Origin of the sequence: Spiribacter sp. 1M189 (assembly GCF_040838345.1) — a bacterium.
GTDB lineage: Bacteria > Pseudomonadota > Gammaproteobacteria > Nitrococcales > Nitrococcaceae > Spiribacter > Spiribacter insolitus.
This window is the reverse complement of the sequence record NZ_JBAKFF010000001.1, coordinates 1,700,152-1,721,268: the sequence shown is the minus strand read 5'-3', so window position 1 is coordinate 1,721,268 and position 21,117 is coordinate 1,700,152. Positions and strand designations below refer to the sequence as shown.

Here is a 21,117-nt window from a genome sequence, read left to right as displayed (position 1 = left end):
GATGAACGAACCCGCTGATGCCAATGGGTTAATTCAACTTGGCTGGCAATCGTTCAGACATCTCGATACAGCATCCATTGAGCCTGCCACCGGCATTAACGTCATCCATGGGCGTAATGCGGCCGGCAAGACAACGCTGCTTGAAGCCATTCACTTTCTAGCGCGCTCAAAAAGCTTTCTGACGCATCGTAGTTCCCGTGTCATTCAGACCGGCGCGGCTCAGGCCACGGTCTGGGGACGGGTGGCGACTCAGCGCAATGTTCACCGGCTTGGCGTGCTCCATGGCAACGGCGAGACCCGTGTTCGACTCGATGGTCGGGATGTCACGGTGTTGTCAGAGGCCGCCTGGCTCATCCCGTTGCAGGTCCTCAACACCGAAGCGCAGCGCCTTCTGACGGACGGCCCGACCGCCCGGCGGGCATTCCTCAATTGGGGCGTGTTCCACGTGGAACCTCAGTACAGGGACGAGTGGCGGCGTTATCAGCGAGCCCTTAGGCAGCGCAATGCGGCGTTACGCCAGGGTGATCGGAGACTGGCGGCGGTATGGGAGCCGGAGATGGCGGCCGCTGGAGAAGCGGTGGACCACCGGCGGCGGGAGTTTTTGGATGAATGGCTCCCGCAGGCTCTGACGATCGCGGCCGCCTGGCTGCCAGACACTGAGCTGGAGTGGCAGTTCCGGTCGGGGTGGCGCAGGGGCGCGTCACTTGCGGATGTGCTCGCCGAGGCGCGGGAGCGGGAAGTTTCTCAGGGCTTCGGGCTCTACGGCCCCCACCGCGCGGATATCCGCCTTACCGCAGATGGTATTGATGCGTCTGGTCATCTGAGTCGCGGGCAGCAGAAACTCCTGGTGGCTGCTCTCAAGATCGCGTTAATTGAGTACTGGGGAGAGGGGTCATCCCAACGCCCCGTGTTGCTGATCGACGATTTGCCCGCCGAGCTTGATGGCCCTCATCGAATCGATATGGTGCGACGGCTCGAGCGGGTTCCCGCGCAGGTATTCATGACCGCCATCGATGTGGAGCAGCTGCCGGCCACGAGCGAAGCGATGTGGTTCCACGTGGAACATGGGCGAGTGAGGCAGTAGGGCCGAGCCGTTGCAGCAGGTCTCGCTTGCCAAGATCGGGTATAATTAAGCGCTTGACTGAAAAGGTAATCTCATGAGCGCACACACCGAATACGACTCCTCCCAGATCAAGGTACTCCGGGGCCTGGACGCTGTCCGTAAGCGGCCCGGCATGTATATCGGCGACACGGATGATGGCACTGGTCTCCACCATATGGTGTTCGAGGTTGTCGATAACGCCGTGGACGAAGCGCTGGGAGGTTACTGCTCGGAAATTGAAGTCATCCTTCACGGTGATAACTCCGTTTCCGTCCAGGACAACGGCCGCGGTGTGCCCGTGGATATTCACCCCGAAGAGGGGCGGTCCGCCGCCGAGGTCATCATGACCGTGCTGCATGCCGGGGGTAAGTTCGACAACAGCTCGTATAAGGTGTCTGGCGGACTGCATGGGGTCGGTGTCTCGGTGGTTAACGCGCTCTCGGATCACCTGCGGCTTGTGGTGAACAAAAACGGCAAGGTCCACATGCAGGAGTACCAGGCGGGCGAGCCGGTCGCGCCGCTCAAGGTGGCAGGCGAGACCGAGGATACGGGCACACGAATCACTTTCCATCCGAGCGCCGACGTCTTCACGAATATCGACTTCAACTACGACATCCTCGCAAAGCGCTTCCGTGAGCTCTCGTTCCTGAACCCCGGCGTGCGGATCGTCCTCAAGGACGAGCGCAGCGACAAGGAAGACGTGTTCGAGTATGCAGGGGGCATCCGTGCATTCGTCGAGCACCTCAACAAAAACAAGACGCCGTTGCATCCTTCGGTGTTCTACCTCAGCACGCAGCGGGATGACATCCTGGTCGAGGTCGCCATGCAGTGGAGCGACTCCTATCAGGAGGCGATCTTCTGTTTCACGAATAATATTCCGCAGAAGGATGGCGGCAGCCATATGTCGGGCTTTCGCGCCGCACTGACCCGTACGCTGAACCAGTACATGGAAAGCGAGGGCTACACCAAGAAGCTCAAAGTGGCACCCAGCGGGGATGATATCCGCGAGGGGCTTACTGCGGTCATCTCGGTGAAGGTGCCGGATCCGAAGTTCTCGTCGCAGACTAAGGAAAAGCTCGTTTCCTCGGAGGTCAAGGGTGTCGTGGAGTCCACCCTCTCCGAAGCGCTCAATGCGTTTCTGTACGAAAACCCCAATGACTCCAGAGCGATCGTTGAGAAAGTGGTGGATGCGTCACGGGCCCGGGAAGCGGCCCGAAAAGCCCGTGAGATGACGCGGCGTAAGGGCGCGCTGGATGTCGCGGGATTGCCCGGAAAACTCGCTGATTGCCAGGAAAAGGATCCGAGCCTCTCCGAGCTGTACCTCGTCGAGGGTGACTCCGCTGGTGGGTCGGCGAAACAGGGGCGGGATCGCCGTACCCAGGCCATCCTTCCGCTCAAGGGAAAGATTCTCAATGTCGAGAAGGCGCGCTTTGACAAAATGCTGTCGTCTGCCGAGGTGGGTACGCTGATTACCGCGCTGGGTTGCGGGATCGGCCGGGAAGAATTCGATCCGGACAAGCTCCGTTATCACCGCATCATCATCATGACCGACGCGGACGTTGATGGCTCGCATATACGGACGCTGTTGCTGACGTTTTTCTATCGGCAGATGGCAGAGCTTGTCGAGCGTGGACATGTCTATATCGCCCAGCCGCCGTTGTACAAGGTCCGGCGTGGCAAACAGGAGCATTACGTCAAAGACGAGCGTGAGCTGACGAATTATCTACTACAGCTCTCGCTGTCGGGCTCCAGTCTTCTGCCGTCTACCGATACCCCGGTGATCGGTCCGGAGGCACTCGAGAAACTGATTCGGCAGTATCTGGACACCATGGAGATGATCGATCACCTGGGTCGCCGTTTGGATCCGGTCATTCTGCGCGCCATGGTCGACCTGGCGCCGCTCGACGAGGATCAGCTTCGAGATGGATCGGTTCTTCAGCGTTGGTTCGACGAGCTTGGCGAGCGTATCAACCAAGGGCTTCCTACCGGGACAGAGTATCGCGTCAAGGTACAGACTGGACCAGACGGTGGTTTCCAGGAGGCCGTCATTACCAAGCGGATGCATGGAATACTCTATCCCTATACATTTCCGGCGGCGTTTTTCCTGTCTCGCGAATACGAGAGCATCCGGCGTCTGGCGGAATCACTGCAGACGCTGATCGGTGAGGGAGCAGAGATCCGGCGGGGCGAACGCAGTGCACCGGTGACGGATTTCCGTGCTGCGGTCGAATGGCTGATGGAAGAGGGTAAGCGGGGCCTATCCGTCCAGCGATACAAAGGTCTCGGTGAGATGAATCCTGATCAGCTCTGGGAGACCACCATGGATCCCGAAACCCGTCGGCTGCTCCAGGTACGCATCGAGGACGTGGTGGGCGCCGACGATATATTCACCACACTGATGGGTGATCATGTCGAGCCGCGGCGGGATTTTATTGAGAAAAATGCTCTTCAGGTCAGTAACCTGGATGTCTGACGCGCTTCATCGGGTGGCCGGATGCGTTCGGCCGATCCGACCCATGGCCTCCTCGATCCATGCCGACGTTTCGTTGATGACCTGCGCCGGGCTTTTACCATCGGTGGGAATGGGCGGGCCGACTTCCACGTGAATCGTGCCGGGCTTAATGCGAAGCCCCCGTCGCGGCCAGTGCTCGCCGGCATTGTGGGCGACAGGTGTGACGGGCACACCCGCCCGACAGGCCAGCAAGGCACCCCCCTGCTGATATCGACCGGTTTCCCCTGGGGGTACTCGTGTTCCTTCAGGGAAAACTACGATCCAGCGCCCGGATGCGATTTTTTCACGACCCTGATCAATGACTTGGCGAAGCGCCTCACGCCCGGCGCCACGGTCTATGGCGATCGGGTCCAGACGGGCGAGGCCCCAGCCGAAGACGGGAATTTTCAGCAGCTCGCGCTTCAGCACCCAGCTCTGTGGGTAGAATAAGGGGAGGAGGTTGAGCGTCTCCCAGGCACTCTGGTGTTTCGCCAGGACCACTCCAGGACGCTTGGGGATATTACTCAGGCCACTGAATTCTATACGAATTCCGGCAATGTGACGGACCATGAACGCGACGATGCTGCACCAGCGTGTTATCCACCAGTAGCGGAAGCGCAGCGGCAGCGGGAAGCTCGGCAGGCTTACCAATGCCCATATGATCACCGTCGTGACCAGGCCGGCATGAAAGAACAGACCGCGCACGAGACTACCGGACGATGCACTTCTGGACTGGCTTGCACTCATACAGGCGGCTCCCAGCGATTCACTCCACTCACGAGTTTTTTGGCAGCCGACGCGAGGTCGTCATAGACGACCATTGCTTCATCGAGCGACGCTTCCGTTTCCCGCCCATTACCCGTTCGAACGAGCCAAGCCTCGACGCCGGCGCTTCTGGCTGCCTCCAGGTCGCGCTGGCTGTCACCGATGAACAGGGCCGCTTCCTCCGCACAACCCAGATGCTGCAATGCCTGTTGAATCAGCCCCGGCGCGGGCTTGCGACAGTTGCACCGCGCTTCAGGTGAATGAGGACAGAAAAAGATACCGGAGAGTTGACCACCCGCCGCGGTAACGGCCTCACGCATGTGTTGATGGATCCGTTCCAGCATTTCTTCCGAGAGCATCCCCCGGCCCACCGCCGACTGATTGGTGCAGACGGCGACTTTCACTCCCGCATGCGTCAGTTGCGCGATGGCCTCCAGGCTGCCCGGGATGGGCTGCCACTCATCGACGCTGAGGATGTAATCCGTCGAGTCGATGTTGATCACGCCATCGCGATCGAGCAGCAGGCATCGCGGGCGCACTTTCTAGGCAGACTCCGGAAGCGCGGATACATCGGCAATGGCCAGAAACAATGCCTGGAGCCGGCGCAGTAGAGCGAGGCGGTTGGCCTGCAGATCCGGCTCATCGGCCAAAACCATGACGTCATCGAAAAATCGATCGACCGGCTCCCGCAGCTCCGCCAATCGCGCCAGCGCCTCGCTGTACGCGCCGGCCTCGATTAGCTGCTGGACCGGTGATACACGGGCCTCGACCGCCTCGTGGAGCTGTCGCTCGGCATCGTCGATGAGACGGCCCTCGTCCACGTCATGAGCCTGTTCGTTCCCTGCCTTGCGCAGGATATTTCGAATCCGCTTGTTGGCGGCGGCGAGGCTGCCGGCCGCAGGGAGTCGGGCAAAGTCCTGACAGGCCCGCAGGCGACGATCGAAATCGAGTGGTTCAATGTCCTCCAGAGTGAGGACTGAGCGTACGGCCTCAAATAGCTCCGCGCCGTAACCGGCCTCCTGGTAGAGGCCGCGCAGGCGCTCAAGGCTGAATTCCACCAGCGACTCGACCTGACTGGTGGCGTTGAGTCCGTGGGGCTGGCGTTCGGCGGCGTCGCGGAACAGTGTAGCCAGGTTAATGGCATGCTCCCCCTCGATAAGGCTGCGCAGCAGCCCGACGGCGGCCCGCCGCAACGCAAAGGGGTCCTTGGCGCCGGTCGGCGCCTTGCCGATGGCAAATATGCCGGTAAGGGTATCAGCACGTTCTGCGACGGCCACGAGTCGACCGAGCGGCGATGCCGCCACCGCATCACCTGCGTACCGGGGCTGGTAGATCTCGTCCAGCGCCACTGCCACGGCATCACGCTCCATGTCCTCGCGCGCGTAATAACGTCCCATGACGCCCTGGAGTTCCGGGAATTCGTCCACCATCTGCGTAAGCAGGTCGGTCTTGGCCAGTCGCGCAGCTCGCGCTGCGTCGGTACTGTTGGTTTCAAACCGCTCCGCGTAGGCGGCAGCCAGTGCAGCGACGCGCTCGGTCTTGTCGGCGAGGCTGCCAAGGTCCTTCTGGAAGACCACGTTCGCGAGATCCGGCAGCCGGGACTCCAGCGTGCGGGCGCGATCCTGGTCCCAGAAGAAGGCCGCGTCAGCCAGGCGTGGTCGTATGACCCGCTCGTTGCCGGCGACCACGCGAGCCGGATCACGACTATCGATGTTGGCTACCGTGATGAACCTTGGCAGCAGGTTTCCACTGGCGTCGCGCACCGGGAAATAGCGTTGATGACCCTGCATGCTCGAGATCAGCGCCTCCGGCGGGACTCGGAGGAAACGCTCGTCGAAGCTCCCGGACACGACGACCGGCCACTCCACCAGCGCGGTGACTTCCTCCAGCAAGGCCTCCTCGATAACCGCATGACCTCCGATCCTCTCGCCTTCCGCACGCACCGCCTCATGGATTCGATCGCGTCGCTCGGTCCGGTCCACCAGCACATGCGCCGTTCGAAGGGCCGATCGGTAATCCGTGGCGTGGTCGAGGGATACGGGTTGTGGATGATGGAATCGATGTCCTCGACTCTCCCGGCTGCTATCGACACCGAAAAAGCGCGCCGGGACCACCGCATCATCCAGAAGCAGCACAGCCCAGTGGACCGGGCGCACGAATTCCGCGGTCTCGTCTCCCCAACGCATGCGCTTGGGAATGGGCAGACCGAGCAGTGCTTGTTCGATAATGCCTGGCAGCAGCGCCTCCACGGCCTGACCCGGTTCGGTTCCACGATGGACCAGCCAGGCACCGTCGCTATTTTCGATGCGGTCCAGGGCGTCCAGTGCCACGCCGCAGGAGCGTGCGAAGCCCTCGGCGGCCCGAGTCGGGTTGCCGTCCTCGTCGAATGCGACGGCAACGGCGGGGCCACGGCGTTCGAAATCTCGGTCGGGCTGGTGTCGTGCGATGGCGTCCACTTCGACGGCCAGCCGTCGTGGGGCACCGAGCGCGGAGACGCCCGCGTAGGTAATGCCCGCTCGATCGAGCCCAGCGGTCACGGCCGCCGCCAGCGCATCACTCAATCGATCCAGGGCCCCGGGCGGTAACTCCTCGGTGCCGAGCTCAAACAGCAGCGAGGCGCGGTCTTCGCTCATGCCACGCTCCTGTCACTGTCGGCCGATCGGCAGAGCGGGAAGCCGAGCGCTTCCCGGGCATCGTAATAAGCCTTCGCCGACGCCCTTGCCATGTTCCGCACCCGGAGAATGTAGCCCTGGCGCTCGGTAACGGAGATCGCGTGACGGGCATCGAGCAGGTTGAAGGTATGTGAGGCCTTCATGGTCATTTCGTAGGCCGGCAGCGCGAGGCCCTGCTCGACGAGCCGCAGCGCCTCGCGCTCGCAGGTGTCAAACCATGCGAAGAGGCTCTCCACGTCGGCCTCCTCGAAGTTGTAGCGCGACTGCTCGCGTTCATTCTGCAGATAGACATCGCCATAGGTGACCGGCCCATCGACGCCCTCGGTCCAGACGAGGTCGAAGACGCTTTCGACCTCCTGCAGATACATCGCGATTCGCTCCAGCCCGTAGGTGATCTCCCCCATGACCGGCCGACAATCCAGTCCACCGGCCTGCTGAAAGTAGGTGAACTGGGTGATCTCCATGCCATTGAGCCAGACTTCCCAGCCCAGGCCCCAGGCGCCCAGCGTCGGGGATTCCCAGTTGTCTTCCACGAAACGGATGTCATGGACGAGCGGATCAATACCCAGCGCCTCCAGCGATCCAAGGTACTGCTCCTGGAAGTCTGCCGGAGAGGGTTTCAGCACCACCTGAAACTGGTAGTAGTGCTGAAGACGGTTGGGGTTTTCGCCATAGCGCCCATCGGTGGGACGACGCGACGGTTGTACGTAGGCGGCCCGCCAGGGTTCCGGTCCTATTGAGCGGAGGAAGGTGGCGGGGTGAAATGTCCCGGCGCCCACCTCCATGTCCAGCGGCTGCATCAATACGCAACCCCGCTGCGCCCAGTAGCTCTGCAGGGCGAGGATGAGATCCTGAAAGGTCATTGATTCTCCAGAGAATCCGCGAAATGCCGCGCAGTATAGCCCGCCCAAGTAGTCGCTGTCAGGCGGGCTCCAGCAAGGCGGTGCACGATTATGGTGCGCTCTCCTTTTTATGTGCACTTTATTAGTGCATATATTGCCATCGCGGTGCTGTAGCGGTGAAGGTAGACCCTGTTTTGGTGCGCTTCGCTCAGGTTGGCATGGAAACTGCTTCCCTCACGGAGGCAAAACTTTTGGTTTGATATCACTGGAGGCCGAATAATGGCTAAGACCGCCGATGATGTGCTCGCGATGATCAAGGAGAACGAGGTCCGCTTCGTGGATCTTCGGTTCACCGACCCCAAGGGAAAGCAGCAGCATGTGACCCTGCCCGCTCACGCCGTGGATGCGGACTTCTTCACCGAGGGCAAGATGTTTGACGGCTCCTCGATCGAGGGCTGGAAGGGCATCAATGAGTCCGACATGATCATGATGCCGGATCCCGAGACGGCGGTTCTCGATCCGTTCTTCGATGATTCAACGCTGATCATCGTCTGCCAGATCATTGAGCCCAACACCATGCAGGGTTATGGACGCGATCCGCGTTCAATTGCCCAGCGCGCCGAGGCCTATCTGCAGTCCACCGGCATTGGCGATGTGGCCTACTTCGGCCCGGAGAACGAATTCTTCGTTTTCGACGATGTCCGCTGGGGTACTGACATGAGCGGGTCGTTCTACAAGATCGACTCCGAAGAGGCCGGCTGGAACACCGAGAAGGTCTATCCGGACGGCAATATGGGCCACCGTCCTGGTGTCAAGGGCGGCTACTTCCCCGTTCCGCCGGTGGACAGCCTCCATGACATGCGCTCGGCCATGCTGGAATGCCTGACGGACATGGGCATGGAGACCGAGGTGCACCATCACGAGGTCGCAACGGCCGGCCAGTGCGAGATCGGTGTTGGTTTCAACACGCTGGTCAAGAAGGCCGACGAGGTGCAGACCCTGAAGTATGTCGTGCACAACGTCGCCGCCGCCTATGGCAAGACCGCCACATTCATGCCCAAGCCGGTGGTCGGCGATAACGGCAGCGGCATGCATGTCCATCAGTCCATCGGCAAGACCGGGGAAATGCTTTTCGCCGGGGATCAGTACGGTGGCCTCTCGGAGACGGCGCTCTACTACATCGGCGGCATCATCAAGCACGCCAAGGCGATCAACGCCTTCGCGAACGCGTCGACCAACAGCTACAAGCGGCTGGTCCCCGGCTTCGAGGCCCCGGTTCTGCTGGCGTACTCCGCCCGCAACCGCTCGGCATCGGTACGGATCCCCTGGGTTTCCAATCCCAAGGCACGCCGGGTCGAGGTCCGCTTCCCGGACAGCACGGCCAATCCCTATCTCTGCTTCGCGGCCATGCTCATGGCCGGCCTCGACGGTATCCAGAACAAGATCCATCCCGGCGATGCCATGGACAAGGATCTCTATGACCTGCCGCCCGAGGAAGAGGCAGAGATCGACAAGGTTGCCTTCTCGCTGGAGGAAGCCCTGGACAGCCTCGATAAGGACCGCGAGTTCCTCAAGGTCGGCGGGGTCTTCACGGATGACGCCATCGACGGCTACATCGAGATCAAGCGTGAGGAAGTCCAGCAGCTGCGGATGACGACCCATCCGGTGGAGTTCGACCTCTACTACAGCGTCTGATCCGCGTCGAGGCGATTCGCCAATCGATCAGAGACCCCTGCTTCGGCGGGGGTTTTTTATCTCTGGCGGAGTCCGGCTCCCGGCTCCCCAAGTCATCCAAGACGTGGATCGACCGCTGTTCGGGCCGGGGTTGATCCCTGGCCGTGCCCTGTCGCTCCCGTCTCCTTGTCCCGGGCTCGCGCGGTGCGCGAGACACTTCACGCGGTGGATGACCCACTGAAACGCGCCCCGAGGTCGCCCGGGACAAGGAGACGGGATCGACAAGCCATGACACACCACCAGATCCTGGGCTTATCGGCTCCCTACCCGTCCACCGGGCGATCTTGAGACGCCGATCGGTGTGTTATCCACCGCGCTCCACGCCCCGCGTCTCGCGTGAGCCCGGGGGACGGGTAGGGAGCCGATACACCACCCCGCCGACGATCTTGAGACGCCCGTCTGTGTGTTATCCACCGCGTTCCCAGCCCCGCGTCTCGCGTGAGTCCGGAGAAAGGGGCGGAGCCGGCATAGCACCGCACCATAATGGTGCGTTATTCCGCCGCAGCGCCTACACTGAAGTCGCCGTTATGCCTGCGCCCGATAGGCCGCGTGGGCTGGCGTGGTTCTTGCTTTATGCGAGTGCAATGATGACTGAACAGCCAACGACCGATGCCAGCGAGATTCTCGACAGCCTCACCGGCGCGGTGGTGGTTATCGACGGAGAGCGCCGGATTACGCGGATGAATGCCGCCGCCGAGTCGCTACTGCATGTCAGCAGCCGGCAGGCGTTCGGTGAGCGGCTCACACAGTTACTGCCGGCGCTGGCTGTACTCGCGGATCCCATTGGACAGGCATTCGCCGAGGGCGCGAGCTATACGGAACGCGAGATGCGGCTGGCGCTTGGGCCGGAGCGCACCATCACGGTCGACTGCGCGATAACGCCCCTCGATGGTGCATCCAGTCTGCTCCTCGAGTTTGAGCAGCTTGACCGCCATCTGCGGATTTCCCGAGAGAATCGTCTCATCGCCCAGAACCAGGCGATCCGCGAGCTCATCCGGGGGTTGGCTCATGAGATAAAAAATCCGCTGGGCGGGCTGCGCGGTGCCGCACAGCTGCTCGAGTCGGAGCTCTCGGACGATGATCAGAAGGAGTACACCCGAATCATCATCAGCGAAGCCGATCGGCTACGAACGCTGGTGAACGGGCTGCTGGGACCGGAATCGCGGATCGAGCATTCGCCGACCAACCTGCACGAGGTACTGGAGCGCGTCCGGCACCTGGCATCGGCCGAGGCGCCGGCCGGTGTCGAAATCCAGCGGGACTACGACCCGAGTATCCCCCTGCTGCCGGCGGCCGGTGACCAGTTGATCCAGGCCTTGCTCAATCTCGTGCGCAACGCCATGCAGGCCGTGGGGGATTCTGGGCGGATTACCCTACAGACCCGAACCCACAGGCGGTTCACTATCGGCGACCGGCAGCATCGACTGGTGGCACGCGTGAATGTCATCGACAACGGCCCCGGCATCGCCCCCGAGCTCCAGGATCAAATCTTCTATCCGATGGTCACGGGCCGCGCCGAGGGCAGCGGTATCGGTCTGCCGATCGCCCAGAACCTGGTCAATCAGCATGGCGGTCTGATTGAGTGCACCAGTGAGCCCGGCCGCACCGTATTTACCGTCTGGTTACCGCTGGAGGAAGCTTGATGGCCGATTCGACGAGCGTCTGGGTAGTCGATGATGACCGCTCCATTCGCTGGGTGCTGAAAAAGGCGCTGGAACGTGACGGGCTGAGTGCCGTCGATTTCGAGACCGGCGAAGAGGCACTCATGGCACTGGAGCGTGATCAGCCGGACGTGCTGATTACCGACATCCGTATGCCCCGACTCGATGGGCTGACCCTGATGGGGCGCTTCCACGAGCATGCGCCGGAGCTGCCCGTGATCGTCATGACGGCGCATTCCGATCTGGATGCCGCGGTATCCGCCTACGAGGGTGGGGCATTCGAGTATCTGCCCAAGCCTTTCGACGTGGAGGAGGCGGTTGACCTGGTGCGCCGCGCGGCCGCCGCGGCGCGCAGCAGCGCGCCGTCCGAGAGCAGTCGAGAGGACATGCCGGAGATCATCGGCGAGGCGCCGGCCATGCAGGAGGTGTTCCGCGCTATTGGCCGGCTGTCACGTTCGAACATAACCGTGTTGATCAATGGTGAGTCGGGGACGGGCAAGGAGCTGGTCGCCGGTTCGCTGCATCGTCACAGCCCTCGCGCCGGCAAGCCCTTCATCGCACTGAACATGGCGGCCATTCCGCGGGATCTGATGGAATCCGAGCTCTTCGGTCATGAAAAGGGTGCGTTCACCGGCGCCCATCAGGTCCGTCGCGGCCGCTTCGAGCAGGCCGATGGCGGCACACTCTTCCTTGACGAAATCGGCGATATGCCGGCGGAGCTCCAGACCCGACTATTGCGTGTCCTGGCCGACGGCGAGTTCTATCGAGTCGGGGCGCACACGCCGATGCGCGTCGACGTGCGGATCATCGCGGCGACGCACCAGAATCTTGACCAGCGGGTCGCGGAAGGGCGTTTCCGCGAGGACCTCTTCCACCGCCTCAATGTCATTCGTATCCACTGCCCGGCATTGCGGGAGCGATCCGCCGATATCCCAGCCCTGGCGGACCATTTCCTGCACCGGGCGGCGCGCGAACTCAATGTCGAACCGAAACAGCTTACCCGCGAGGTGGAGCGTCGTTTCCAGACGCTGCCCTGGCCCGGCAATGTCCGCGAGCTGGAAAATACCTGTCGCTGGCTGACCGTGATGGCCAGTGGCCGTGAGGTGCAGATGGAGGATCTGCCCCCGGAATTGGCCGGCATCGAACAGTCCGCTGGTGAGGAACCGGCGGTGGACTGGGAAACGGCACTGGCGCGCTGGGCCGACCGGCAGGCCGAGAACGATGGTGACGGCGCGCTCGCTGCGGCTCAGAGTCGGCTGGAACGGGTGTTGATCGAGTCAGCCCTGAAGCGCACGGGGGGACGCCGTCAGGATGCCGCGCGTCTGCTCGGCTGGGGGCGCAACACCCTGACGCGCAAGATCCGGGATCTGCAGATGCAGGTATGATGCGTGCATGCCGTTGCATGTCGTCCTGCACAGCCCTGAGATTCCGCCGAATACCGGCAACGTTATTCGCCTCTGTGCCAACAGTGGCGCGCGGCTTCATTTGATTCGGCCGCTGGGCTTCGTACTGGATGACCGGCGTCTGCGTCGAGCCGGCCTGGATTATCACGAATTTGCCACCATGCAGGTGCATGCTGACCTCGAGTCCTTTGTCGAGGCGGTAAGGCCGGCGCGCTTGTGGGCACTGACCACAAGGGGCAGAATCCGCTTCGATCAGCCGGACTATGGACCGGAAGATGCACTGTTGTTCGGTAGCGAAACCGCCGGTCTGCCGGACCGAGTCATGGAATCGATTCCAGCGGCACAGCGGCTCAGACTGCCGATGCGACCGGGTAACCGCAGCCTGAATCTCTCCAACAGTGTGGCCGTCACCGTTTACGAGGCATGGCGGCAGATGGCGTATGCCGGTAGCGTCTAGCGCCGGCCGATCATTCCGTATCAGTCGCCGAACTCGGCGCCCGGTTGCCGCTCCATCAGGCTTATCGCGGCCCCCATCGGGGTCTCTCTGCCCAGCACGATCGCCTCGACGGCCTGACAGATAGGGAGCTCGACCGCCAGTCGGCGGGCCAGCACACCCACCTCGCCAGCGGTGCGGACACCCTCCACGACTTCGCCGATGGTTTCGGCGGCTGCGGTGATTGACTCTCCCCGTCCCAGGGCGAGTCCCATGCGCCGGTTGCGGGACTGGTCATCGGTGCAGGTGAGGATCAGATCACCCATTCCGGCGAGCCCGGTCAGTGTTCGATCTTCGGCACCAAGCGATGCGCCGAGGCGACGGACCTCGGCCAACCCCCGGGTGATGAGACCGGCGCGTGTATTGGCGCCGAAGCCCAGGCCATCGGCGATGCCGGTGGCGATGGCGAGTATGTTCTTGACGGCGCCGCCGAGCTCGACGCCGACAAGGTCTCCACTGGTGTAGACCCGGAAGCGTTCATCATTGAAATCGCGACTGAGCGCCTGGGCGATGGCCTGGTCGTGACTGGCAAGCACCACAGCGGTGGGTAGCCCCCGTGCAACCTCCCTGGCGAATGTCGGCCCGGATAGCACCGCGAGCGGGTGATCGGGTAGCGATTGTCGGGCGAGCTCATGCAGCAGCCCGCCGCTGGCGGCGTCCAGGCCCTTGGTCGCCCAGATGACGGGGATCGCTGCCGGCAGCTGTCCGGCGAGCTTCTGCAGTGTTTGCGCGAAGGCGCTGCTGGGCACGGCAATGAGCAGTGCATCAATGCCCTGAAGTGCCGATGGCAGGTCGATTCTCGGCTGGATGGCTGCAGGCAACGGGATTTCGGTGAGATACCGCGGGTTGTATCCGGTCGCGCCCATCGACCGGATCGCCTCGGGGTCATGCCCCCATAGCTGCACATGATGACCGTTGCGCGCCAGCACGAGGGCCAGGGCCGTTCCCCACGACCCGGCCCCAAGTACGGCGTATCGGCGGCTCACCGCTTCAGCCCGTGCTGTCGCTACCCTGATTCGTCGTCTCGGCGCCCGCTTCCGACTCGCTGGCCCCGGCGGCATCCTGCTGGCGCTGGCGAGCGTAAAGCGCGTCGAAGTTGACCGGTGAAAGGGTCATCGGCGGGAAACCGGCCTTGCCGGTGAGATCGCTGATGGCCTCGCGGGCATACGGAAACAGCACGCCCGGGCAGTAGGCGCCCAGCAGTTGGTCGGTGGCGTTATCCTCGAAGCCGTTGACCGTGAAAATACCGGCCTGGTGGACTTCGCAGAGATAGGAGGGCTTTTCTTCCGCAGTCGCCGTCACCGTCACGGTGAGAACGACTTCGTGCAGGCCTTCGCCCAGCGTGGTCCGGCGGGTGTTGAGCTCCACGCGGGCTTCCGGTTTCCAGGCCTGAGTGAAGACGTCGGGAGCGCCGGGTGTCTCCACCGAGCAGTCCTTGAGATACACCTTCTGGATAGCGAACTGCTGCGGGTTTTCGCCCTGTGCAACGGTTTCTCCGGGGCCTCCGGCGGCATTTCCGTTCGGCGTGTCGGCCATGTTGACTCCTTGACGGTAAATCGACTGTTTGATCGGGCTCAGTCACGTCCCTCGGTCGGCAGGCTTGCCTCACGCCAGGCGTTGATCCCGCCGCGCAGCTGCCGAACTTCGGACCAGCCCTGTCCCTGGAGCGCCTGGACGGCCTTGAGCGTACGCTGGCCGCTATCGCAGTACACCACGATGGTCCGGTCGCTGAATCGCTTCAGCCGATCCTGGCGTTTATCGATGTGCTCCATGGGGATATTGATCGCCCCGGGCAGATGACTGGTCTGATAGGCGTTCTCGTTCCGCACGTCGACGAATACCGCGGCATCATGGTTGTAGAGCCGCGTTGCATCCGCCGTGTCGATGGCGTGACGACCGCGCCGGAAGTTCATGACCTCACTGGCGACCAGTGCTGCCACCACGGCGAGCAGGGCCCCGATGAGCAGCGGATGATTGATACTGAATTCTATGACTCTGTCCATGACCCGGCGCTGTTAGCATGACTGAATGCCGCGGGAGTATACCAGCCGAGATGACCTGCCGATGACGCGATTCCTGCCAATCCTTTGCTTTGTACTTCCCGCCCTCACCTTTGCGGCCACCGACGAGGGCGAGCTGGCGGAGCGTCAGGAGCGACTGGAAACCCTTCGCACCGAAATGAATGCACTCGGTGAGCGGCTGGCGGCTGACCGCGAGCAGGCCGGCGGGCTCGAGGCCGAGCTGGCGAGACTGGAGCGACGCATTGGCGATGAGCGGGCCGATTTAAAGGCACTGGATGAATCGATCCGTGCCCGAACGCATCGCCTGGATGAACTTCAATCAGCCGTGGAGGCCGAGCTGGCGCGGAGTGAGCGGCATCGAGACTACCTGGCCGAGACTTTGCGCTCGGCGTATCGGCGCGGGTCGCTGGCACCGCTGGGATTGATCCTCGGTGAAAACGACCCCGCCAGAATTCAGCGGCTGCTGGTCTATCAGCAGCGTTTGGGTGAGGCGCGGGCCGAGCGGGTGAGGGCCGCAGAAGCCGCAATGCGCCGGCTGAGTGAGCAGCGTGCGGCTCTGCAGGCGCTGCTCGCGGAACAGCAGGCAGCGCGGGAGGAGCGCGCCTCCCGACTGGCGGAACTGCAGGGTAGTCTGGCTGAACGGGATGAGCTGCTTGCCCGGCTGCGCCAGAGAATACGTGAAAACGACGCGCGCCTGGCCTCTTCACGTGAGGAAGCCGAGACGCTCAGCGAGCTGATCAGGGATCTCCAGGCTCGGCTGGCGGCGGCGGGCCCGGCCGTGGACGAGTGGCCTTCGCTGTCGGAGGGGGCGCTGGCATGGCCGGTCCGTGGGCCGCTGCTGGCGCATTATGGCAGTGAACGGGCTGCTGGGCTGCGCTGGACCGGGTTGCTGATCGGCGGTGATGAAGGCGAGCCGGTTCGGCCCGTGGCGCCGGGCCAGGTCGTATTCGCCGACTGGTTGCGTGGCCTGGGGTTGCTGCTCATTATTGACCACGGGGCCGGTTACCTCAGTCTCTATGGACGCAACCAGGCGCTGTATTCCGATGTCGGAGACTGGGTGGAGGTCGATGACGTGATCGCCACCGTGGGTCGCAGTGGCGGTCGTGCGGAACCCGCGCTTTATTTCGAGTTGCGTGCCGATGGCAAGCCGGTGGATCCACTGGCATGGCTGCGTGCAGAAGGTAACCAGGGTTGAGGATGGCATGATGCGTTTTCCCGGAATGCTCCAGGGGCTGACAGCCGGCACGCTGCTCGCGTTGCTGTTCGCGAATATACAGGGGGTGACGGCGCAGTCGCAGACGGCGGACGAACTGCCGCTCGAGGAGCTGCGCGTTTTCACCGAGGTCTATGAGCGGATTCAGAGCGAACATGTCGAACCCGTGGATGACGAGGAGCTCATCCGGAACGCCATCCGGGGCATGCTCCAGGGCCTGGATCCGCACTCCGCCTACCTGGCCGCCTCGGAGTATCAGCAGCTCAGGGAGGGCACCCAGGGAGAGTTTGGCGGACTGGGGATTGAGGTGGGCATGGAGGATGGCTTCCTCAAGGTCATCGCGCCCATTGATGGGACGCCGGCGGATGCAGCTGGCATCGAACCGGGCGATCTGATCATCCGTATCGACGGGCAGTCGGTGAAGGGCCTCGATCTGCAGGAGGCCGTTGAGCTCATGCGTGGGGATCCGGGTACGGAGATTGGGCTGAGCATTCTGCGGGAGGGTGAGGACGCGCCGATGGAGATTACACTGGAGCGCGATGTCATCCAGGTGGAAAGCGTCCGCGCGCGGATGCTGGAGCCCGGGTTCGGTTATCTGCGGATCAGTCAGTTCCAGTCGCGTACCGGAGAGGATGTGCTCGAGGCGGTGGATGAGCTGCATCATGAATCGGGATCGCTGGACGGCCTGGTGCTGGATCTGCGCAACAATCCCGGCGGGGTTCTGGATGCCGCGGTCGGCGTGGCCGATGCCTTCATCAGCAATGGCACCATCGTCTCCACCGATGGACGCGTGGAGCGCTCCCGCAACGAGTTCACGGCGACTCCCAATGACGTCCTGAATGGCGCACCGCTGGTTGTGCTGGTCAATGCCGGCTCAGCCTCGGCAGCGGAAATCGTTGCCGGCGCACTCCAGGATCAGCGACGGGCGGTGATCATGGGAGAGCCGACGTTCGGCAAGGGCTCGGTGCAGACGATCCTGCCACTGCGCAACGGCAATGCGGTCAAGCTGACGACGGCCCGCTACTACACGCCGGACGGGCGGTCCATACAGGCCGAGGGCATCATCCCCGATGTGGAAATCGCCAACCTGAGTGTCAGCGATCGCGAGCGCAGCGCCGAGGCATTACGCGAATCGAACCTCCCGCGGCATCTGCAAGGCGACGGTGAGCCCTCCAACGCCGCCGATCAGCCGGCCCCGCCGGCGTCGAGTCTTGCCACGCGGGACTACGCCCTTGCCGAGGCGTTGAACCTGCTCAAGGGTCTGAACATCCTGGGCAACTGAACCGGCGGGTGGGTATGGCTAGTTGCGTGGCCAGGCGGCTATCCAGATGAGCGCGCCGAGGCTTCCCACCACCCAGCTGACAAGCGGTGCGTCGCCGAGCATCATCGGGCTGCGCCCGTCGAGCCCGGCGACGATGAATGCCGAGATCACCAGAGCGGCACCCACACCGGTGGCAAAGCCACGGCGGCCGTTCTGACGGACCTCTTCGCGTAACGCTCTGAGCTGATCCTGCTGGCGGTCGATCTGCTCCCGGGTCCGGGTGACTTCACCCAGGGCCTCGTCCACTCGCCGTGGCAACGCTGGCAGTGTCTCTGCGAGGTGCGGGAGTTCGCGGCGGAGGTGTTTGAGCACGGCCTGGGCGCCCACCTGCTCGCGCATCCAGCGCTCGAGGTAGGGCTTTCCGGTATCCCAGAGATCGAGTTCGGGGTAAAGCTGCCGGCCGAGCCCCTCGATGGCGAGCAGGGTTTTCTGCAGCAGCACCAGCTGGGGCTGGATTTCCATGTTGAAGCGGCGGCCGGTCTGGAAAAGGCGCATCAGCAGTGCGCCCAGAGAAATCTCGCCCAGGGGTCGCTCGAAAATCGGTTCGCAGACCGTGCGCATGGCCGCCTCGAACTCATCCACCCGGGTATCCGGCGGCACCCAGCCGGATTCCACGTGGAGTTCGGCGACGCGGCGGTAGTCACGATTGAAGAATGCAAGGAAGTTATCGGCGAGATAGCGGTGATCGACGGGGCTGAGTGAACCCATGATGCCGAAGTCCACGGCGACATAGCGCGGATCGGCCGGGTCACTGACATCGACGAAGATGTTGCCCGGGTGCATGTCGGCGTGGAAGAAGCTGTCGCGAAAGACCTGCGTGAAGAAGATCTCCGTGCCCCGTTCGGCGAGCGCCTTCATGTCGACGCCCGCGTTCTTCAGGCCTTCGATGTCGCTGATCTGCAGGCCATGGATGCGCTCCATGACCATGACGCGCTGACGCGTGCCCGGCCAGTAAACCTCGGGAACGTACAGCAGGGGCGAGTCCTGGAAATTGCGCTTGAGTTGGGAGGCGTTGGCCGCCTCGCGCATCAGATCCAGCTCGTCGTGCAGGGTGGTGTCGAACTCGCGCACGACCTCCACCGGCCGCAGGCGGTAGCCTTCGCTCCAGTAGCGTTGGGCCAGACGGGCAAAGAGGTAGAGGACGCCGAGATCCCGGGCGATGGCCCGCTCGATGCCCGGCCGGACCACCTTGACCACGACATCACGCCCGTCGTGCAGACGCGCTGCGTGGACCTGGGCGATCGAGGCCGACGCCATGGGTTCGGTGTCGAAATGGGCGAACCAGGCATCGATGGGTTGCTGATACTCCGCCTCGACGATGCCGCGGGCCTGGTTCCCGGGAAACGGAGGGACATTGTCCTGCAGCCGAGCCAGCTCGGCTGCGATGTCCGGCGGCAGCAGATCGCGCCGGGTGGAGATGATCTGCCCGAATTTGACGAAGATCGGGCCCAGATCCTCGAGCGCGAGGCGGATGCGTTCACCACGCGGCTGCTGTCGCCGCCGGAACCAGGCCCATGGCATGAACAGGCGCAGGAATCTGAATGGCCGGAACCACCGAGTCGCGAAAAGCACCTCGTCCAGCCCATGGCGCAGCAGCACCACATTGATCTGGGCCAGGCGCAGAATCAACCGGGGCCGCGGGATCATCCTCTCCCCCCGCGGCGTTCCAGCCGCCGAATGCGTGCCTCGAGGCGGTCCACATCCTCGCGAACGACATCGACATCCGCCAGGAAATGTCGCACCTCCAGGGCCACCGGCAGCCAGCGTCGCTCCTCGGTGGCAAGCTCGCCGGCATTGCGCAGCAGGGTGTCCAGGCTGCGCCGGCCCCATTCGCTCCCATCACGCAGGCCGGCGGTGACCCGCGCAGCGGAGGCTTCACCGACCAGCCGGGCCATTTGCGCCTCGAGATCGACATCAAGGTCGCTGAACAGGGTGCGGACCTCCTGGATGGTGCCGATATCGCCTCGGAAAGCGACATCACGGCTGCGCCGCCCGCGTGACAGGATAAGACCGGTGAGTCCGGTCAGTGAGGCCTCGAGCAGCGCATCGCAGTCGCTCATATCGGTGTCGTCGCTGATCAGGGTCATGCCCTCAGCCTCGAAGGCCACGCGCAGACTCAGCGCCGGATCGGTCAGCCTGAGGCCGAGCTCCCGGCCGTCCAGCGGTGCGAGCCGGTGCGTGCTCTCCGGGTCCAGCTGCAGGATCCGGTTGATGCCCTGCTCGATCAGCCCGAGGGGAAGCCAATCAGTAGACATGGCCGTGGTGGAGGGCAACCAGCCCCCCGCTCAGGTTGATGTAGTCGACGTCCTCGAAGCCGGCTTCCTCCATCATCGTCTTCAGCGTCTCCTGGTCGGGGTGGAGACGGATGGATTCGGCGAGATAACGGTAGCTATCCGCATCATTCGCCACCAGTTTCCCCATCAGGGGGAGCATTCGGAAGGAGTAGAGGTCATAGAGCGGCTGAAGGGCGGTGAGGTAAAGCGAGGAGAACTCGAGGATCACCAGCCTTCCGCCCGGCCGGAGTGCCTCGCGCATGGCCCGCAGGGCCCGCGGAATCCAGGTGACGTTGCGCAGCCCGAAGCCGATGCTGATGCGATCGAACTGGCGGGGCAGGAAGGGCAGCTGTTCGGCATTGGCGATGACGTAATCGAGGTTGCCGGTATAGCCCTCATCGATCAGCCGGTCGCGCCCGGTCTCGAGCATGGCCTGGTTGATGTCGGAGACGATCACCCGGCCCTCGCGGCCGACCTGCCTGGCCATCCCCTGGCTGAGATCGCCCGTGCCAGCCGCCAAATCCAGCACCTGCTGCCCCGGCCGGGCATCGATCAGCCGCAGCGCCTGGCTTTTCCAGAACCGGTGCAGGCCCGCCGACATCAGGTCGTTCATCAGGTCGTAACGCCCTGCCACCGAGCTGAATACCTCACCGACGCGGCGCGCCTTCTCTTCCACCGGTACGCGCTGGAAGCCAAAGTCGGTCTCTTCGCCGTTCTGGCGATCCACTGTGGTCATGCGCCCTCACCCCCGTTGCGCTGGTGGCCGGCATCGGCCAGGGCATCCAGATAGTCCTGCCAGTAGGTCGTCTGATTCTCGCCCAGATCGTAGAGCAGATCCCATGAGTAAAGGCCGGTATTGTGACCGTCATCAAAGTCGATCCGCAGCGCATACTGACCGACGGGCTCAATCCCGACGATACCCACCGACTCTTTGCCGACCTGCAGGATGGCCTGCCCCGGGCCATGGCCGCGTACTTCGGCGGACGGCGAGTAGACCCGGAGATATTCCGCGCCCAGCTCGAACCGCCGGCCGTTGTCGAAGCGGACCTCCAGCATCCGAGAGCGGCGGTGGAGTCGGATATCCGTGGGCGTGTGGCCGGTTTCGCGGCGTGCGGGGCGTTTCATG

19 protein-coding genes are annotated in these 21,117 nt (G+C 63.2%); 8 read left to right on the top strand and 11 right to left on the bottom strand.

Annotated elements, in window-relative coordinates:
* Position 1: 1 nt before the first annotated feature.
* Entirely contained in the window at positions 2-1,084 is a 1,083-nt protein-coding gene (gene recF, locus V6X30_RS08650; RefSeq protein ID WP_367984219.1) for a DNA replication/repair protein RecF, read from the top strand.
* A 73-nt stretch (positions 1,085-1,157) separates the two neighbouring features.
* Positions 1,158-3,575, top strand: a complete 2,418-nt coding sequence (gene gyrB / locus V6X30_RS08645) for a DNA topoisomerase (ATP-hydrolyzing) subunit B (RefSeq protein ID WP_367984217.1) — start codon at positions 1,158-1,160, stop codon at positions 3,573-3,575.
* Between the two features lie 6 nt (positions 3,576-3,581).
* Here the strand turns inward: gyrB and V6X30_RS08640 are convergent, their stop codons facing one another.
* Genes V6X30_RS08640 through glyQ form a run of 4 tightly spaced genes read right to left on the bottom strand, consistent with a single transcriptional unit; the run spans position 3,582 to position 7,893 of the window.
* Entirely contained in the window at positions 3,582-4,340 is a 759-nt protein-coding gene (locus V6X30_RS08640; RefSeq protein WP_367984216.1) for a lysophospholipid acyltransferase family protein, read from the bottom strand.
* Positions 4,337-4,897 carry a D-glycero-beta-D-manno-heptose 1,7-bisphosphate 7-phosphatase gene (gene gmhB / locus V6X30_RS08635; protein WP_367984214.1) on the bottom strand — a complete coding sequence of 187 codons (561 nt, stop codon included), beginning with the start codon at positions 4,895-4,897 and terminating at the stop codon, positions 4,337-4,339. The genes V6X30_RS08640 and gmhB overlap by 4 nt, the downstream gene beginning before the upstream one ends.
* A gap of 3 nt (positions 4,898-4,900) precedes the next feature.
* A complete protein-coding gene (gene glyS / locus V6X30_RS08630; protein ID WP_367984213.1) occupies positions 4,901-6,991 on the bottom strand; it encodes a glycine--tRNA ligase subunit beta in 2,091 nt (696 codons plus the stop codon).
* Positions 6,988-7,893, bottom strand: a complete 906-nt coding sequence (gene glyQ, locus V6X30_RS08625; RefSeq protein WP_367984212.1) for a glycine--tRNA ligase subunit alpha — start codon at positions 7,891-7,893, stop codon at positions 6,988-6,990. Before glyQ ends, glyS begins: the two co-directional genes overlap by 4 nt.
* 258 nt (positions 7,894-8,151) lie before the next feature.
* Between glyQ and glnA the strand changes: the two genes are divergently transcribed.
* From glnA to trmL, 4 genes are all read left to right on the top strand, one after another.
* A complete protein-coding gene (glnA, locus tag V6X30_RS08620; protein ID WP_367984210.1) occupies positions 8,152-9,567 on the top strand; it encodes a glutamate--ammonia ligase in 1,416 nt (471 codons plus the stop codon).
* 626 nt (positions 9,568-10,193) lie between these two features.
* The gene (gene glnL / locus V6X30_RS08615) at positions 10,194-11,249 is read left to right on the top strand and encodes a nitrogen regulation protein NR(II) (protein WP_408022362.1); all 1,056 of its coding nucleotides are present in this window, start codon (positions 10,194-10,196) and stop codon (positions 11,247-11,249) included.
* The gene (gene ntrC / locus V6X30_RS08610) at positions 11,249-12,652 is read left to right on the top strand and encodes a nitrogen regulation protein NR(I) (RefSeq protein ID WP_367984206.1); all 1,404 of its coding nucleotides are present in this window, start codon (positions 11,249-11,251) and stop codon (positions 12,650-12,652) included. Before glnL ends, ntrC begins: the two co-directional genes overlap by 1 nt.
* A 7-nt stretch (positions 12,653-12,659) precedes the next feature.
* Complete coding sequence (trmL, locus tag V6X30_RS08605; RefSeq protein WP_367984205.1) at positions 12,660-13,127, top strand: tRNA (uridine(34)/cytosine(34)/5-carboxymethylaminomethyluridine(34)-2'-O)-methyltransferase TrmL; 468 nt, start codon at positions 12,660-12,662, stop codon at positions 13,125-13,127.
* 20 nt (positions 13,128-13,147) lie between these two features.
* Here trmL and V6X30_RS08600 read toward each other — a convergent pair whose 3' ends face one another.
* Genes V6X30_RS08600 through V6X30_RS08590 form a run of 3 tightly spaced genes read right to left on the bottom strand, consistent with a single transcriptional unit; the run spans position 13,148 to position 15,166 of the window.
* Positions 13,148-14,149, bottom strand: coding sequence for an NAD(P)H-dependent glycerol-3-phosphate dehydrogenase (locus V6X30_RS08600; protein WP_367984204.1), 1,002 nt, complete (start codon positions 14,147-14,149; stop codon positions 13,148-13,150).
* A 4-nt stretch (positions 14,150-14,153) separates the two neighbouring features.
* The gene (gene secB / locus V6X30_RS08595; RefSeq protein WP_367984202.1) at positions 14,154-14,699 is read right to left on the bottom strand and encodes a protein-export chaperone SecB; all 546 of its coding nucleotides are present in this window, start codon (positions 14,697-14,699) and stop codon (positions 14,154-14,156) included.
* A gap of 38 nt (positions 14,700-14,737) precedes the next feature.
* Positions 14,738-15,166, bottom strand: coding sequence for a rhodanese-like domain-containing protein (locus tag V6X30_RS08590; protein WP_367984201.1), 429 nt, complete (start codon positions 15,164-15,166; stop codon positions 14,738-14,740).
* Between the two features lie 61 nt (positions 15,167-15,227).
* Here V6X30_RS08590 and V6X30_RS08585 point away from each other — a divergent pair, with 61 nt between their 5' ends.
* Positions 15,228-16,379 (top strand): murein hydrolase activator EnvC family protein, encoded by a 1,152-nt coding sequence (locus V6X30_RS08585; protein ID WP_367984200.1) that lies wholly within the window; start codon positions 15,228-15,230, stop codon positions 16,377-16,379.
* 10 nt (positions 16,380-16,389) lie between these two features.
* Complete coding sequence (locus V6X30_RS08580; RefSeq protein WP_367984199.1) at positions 16,390-17,679, top strand: S41 family peptidase; 1,290 nt, start codon at positions 16,390-16,392, stop codon at positions 17,677-17,679.
* 18 nt (positions 17,680-17,697) lie between these two features.
* On the opposite strand, the gene ubiB is transcribed toward V6X30_RS08580, so the two are convergent.
* From ubiB to V6X30_RS08560, 4 genes are read right to left on the bottom strand one after another with little or no spacing between them, the layout of a single operon-like run.
* On the bottom strand, positions 17,698-19,365 hold the full coding sequence (gene ubiB, locus V6X30_RS08575) for a ubiquinone biosynthesis regulatory protein kinase UbiB (protein WP_367984198.1): 1,668 nt from the start codon (positions 19,363-19,365) through the stop codon (positions 17,698-17,700).
* Entirely contained in the window at positions 19,362-19,991 is a 630-nt protein-coding gene (locus V6X30_RS08570) for a ubiquinone biosynthesis accessory factor UbiJ (RefSeq protein WP_367984197.1), read from the bottom strand. Before V6X30_RS08570 ends, ubiB begins: the two co-directional genes overlap by 4 nt.
* Positions 19,963-20,727, bottom strand: coding sequence for a class I SAM-dependent methyltransferase (locus tag V6X30_RS08565; RefSeq protein ID WP_367984196.1), 765 nt, complete (start codon positions 20,725-20,727; stop codon positions 19,963-19,965). The genes V6X30_RS08570 and V6X30_RS08565 overlap by 29 nt, the downstream gene beginning before the upstream one ends.
* Positions 20,724-21,116 carry a gamma-butyrobetaine hydroxylase-like domain-containing protein gene (locus V6X30_RS08560; protein WP_367984195.1) on the bottom strand — a complete coding sequence of 131 codons (393 nt, stop codon included), beginning with the start codon at positions 21,114-21,116 and terminating at the stop codon, positions 20,724-20,726. The genes V6X30_RS08565 and V6X30_RS08560 overlap by 4 nt, the downstream gene beginning before the upstream one ends.
* Position 21,117 lies beyond the last annotated feature (1 nt).

Coding starts and splice junctions, on each gene's coding strand:
- glnA (WP_367984210.1), top strand. CDS start 8,152: ATGGCTAAGACCGCCGATGATGTGCTCGCGATGATCAAGGAGAACGAG.
- gyrB (WP_367984217.1), top strand. CDS start 1,158: ATGAGCGCACACACCGAATACGACTCCTCCCAGATCAAGGTACTCCGG.
- V6X30_RS08585 (WP_367984200.1), top strand. CDS start 15,228: ATGACGCGATTCCTGCCAATCCTTTGCTTTGTACTTCCCGCCCTCACC.
- V6X30_RS08590 (WP_367984201.1), bottom strand. CDS start 15,166: ATGGACAGAGTCATAGAATTCAGTATCAATCATCCGCTGCTCATCGGG.
- glnL (WP_408022362.1), top strand. CDS start 10,194: ATGACTGAACAGCCAACGACCGATGCCAGCGAGATTCTCGACAGCCTC.
- trmL (WP_367984205.1), top strand. CDS start 12,660: ATGCCGTTGCATGTCGTCCTGCACAGCCCTGAGATTCCGCCGAATACC.
- glyQ (WP_367984212.1), bottom strand. CDS start 7,893: ATGACCTTTCAGGATCTCATCCTCGCCCTGCAGAGCTACTGGGCGCAG.
- ntrC (WP_367984206.1), top strand. CDS start 11,249: ATGGCCGATTCGACGAGCGTCTGGGTAGTCGATGATGACCGCTCCATT.
- V6X30_RS08640 (WP_367984216.1), bottom strand. CDS start 4,340: ATGAGTGCAAGCCAGTCCAGAAGTGCATCGTCCGGTAGTCTCGTGCGC.
- V6X30_RS08580 (WP_367984199.1), top strand. CDS start 16,390: ATGCGTTTTCCCGGAATGCTCCAGGGGCTGACAGCCGGCACGCTGCTC.
- recF (WP_367984219.1), top strand. CDS start 2: ATGAACGAACCCGCTGATGCCAATGGGTTAATTCAACTTGGCTGGCAA.
- secB (WP_367984202.1), bottom strand. CDS start 14,699: ATGGCCGACACGCCGAACGGAAATGCCGCCGGAGGCCCCGGAGAAACC.
- V6X30_RS08565 (WP_367984196.1), bottom strand. CDS start 20,727: ATGACCACAGTGGATCGCCAGAACGGCGAAGAGACCGACTTTGGCTTC.
- glyS (WP_367984213.1), bottom strand. CDS start 6,991: ATGAGCGAAGACCGCGCCTCGCTGCTGTTTGAGCTCGGCACCGAGGAG.
- V6X30_RS08560 (WP_367984195.1), bottom strand. CDS start 21,116: ATGAAACGCCCCGCACGCCGCGAAACCGGCCACACGCCCACGGATATC.
- ubiB (WP_367984198.1), bottom strand. CDS start 19,365: ATGATCCCGCGGCCCCGGTTGATTCTGCGCCTGGCCCAGATCAATGTG.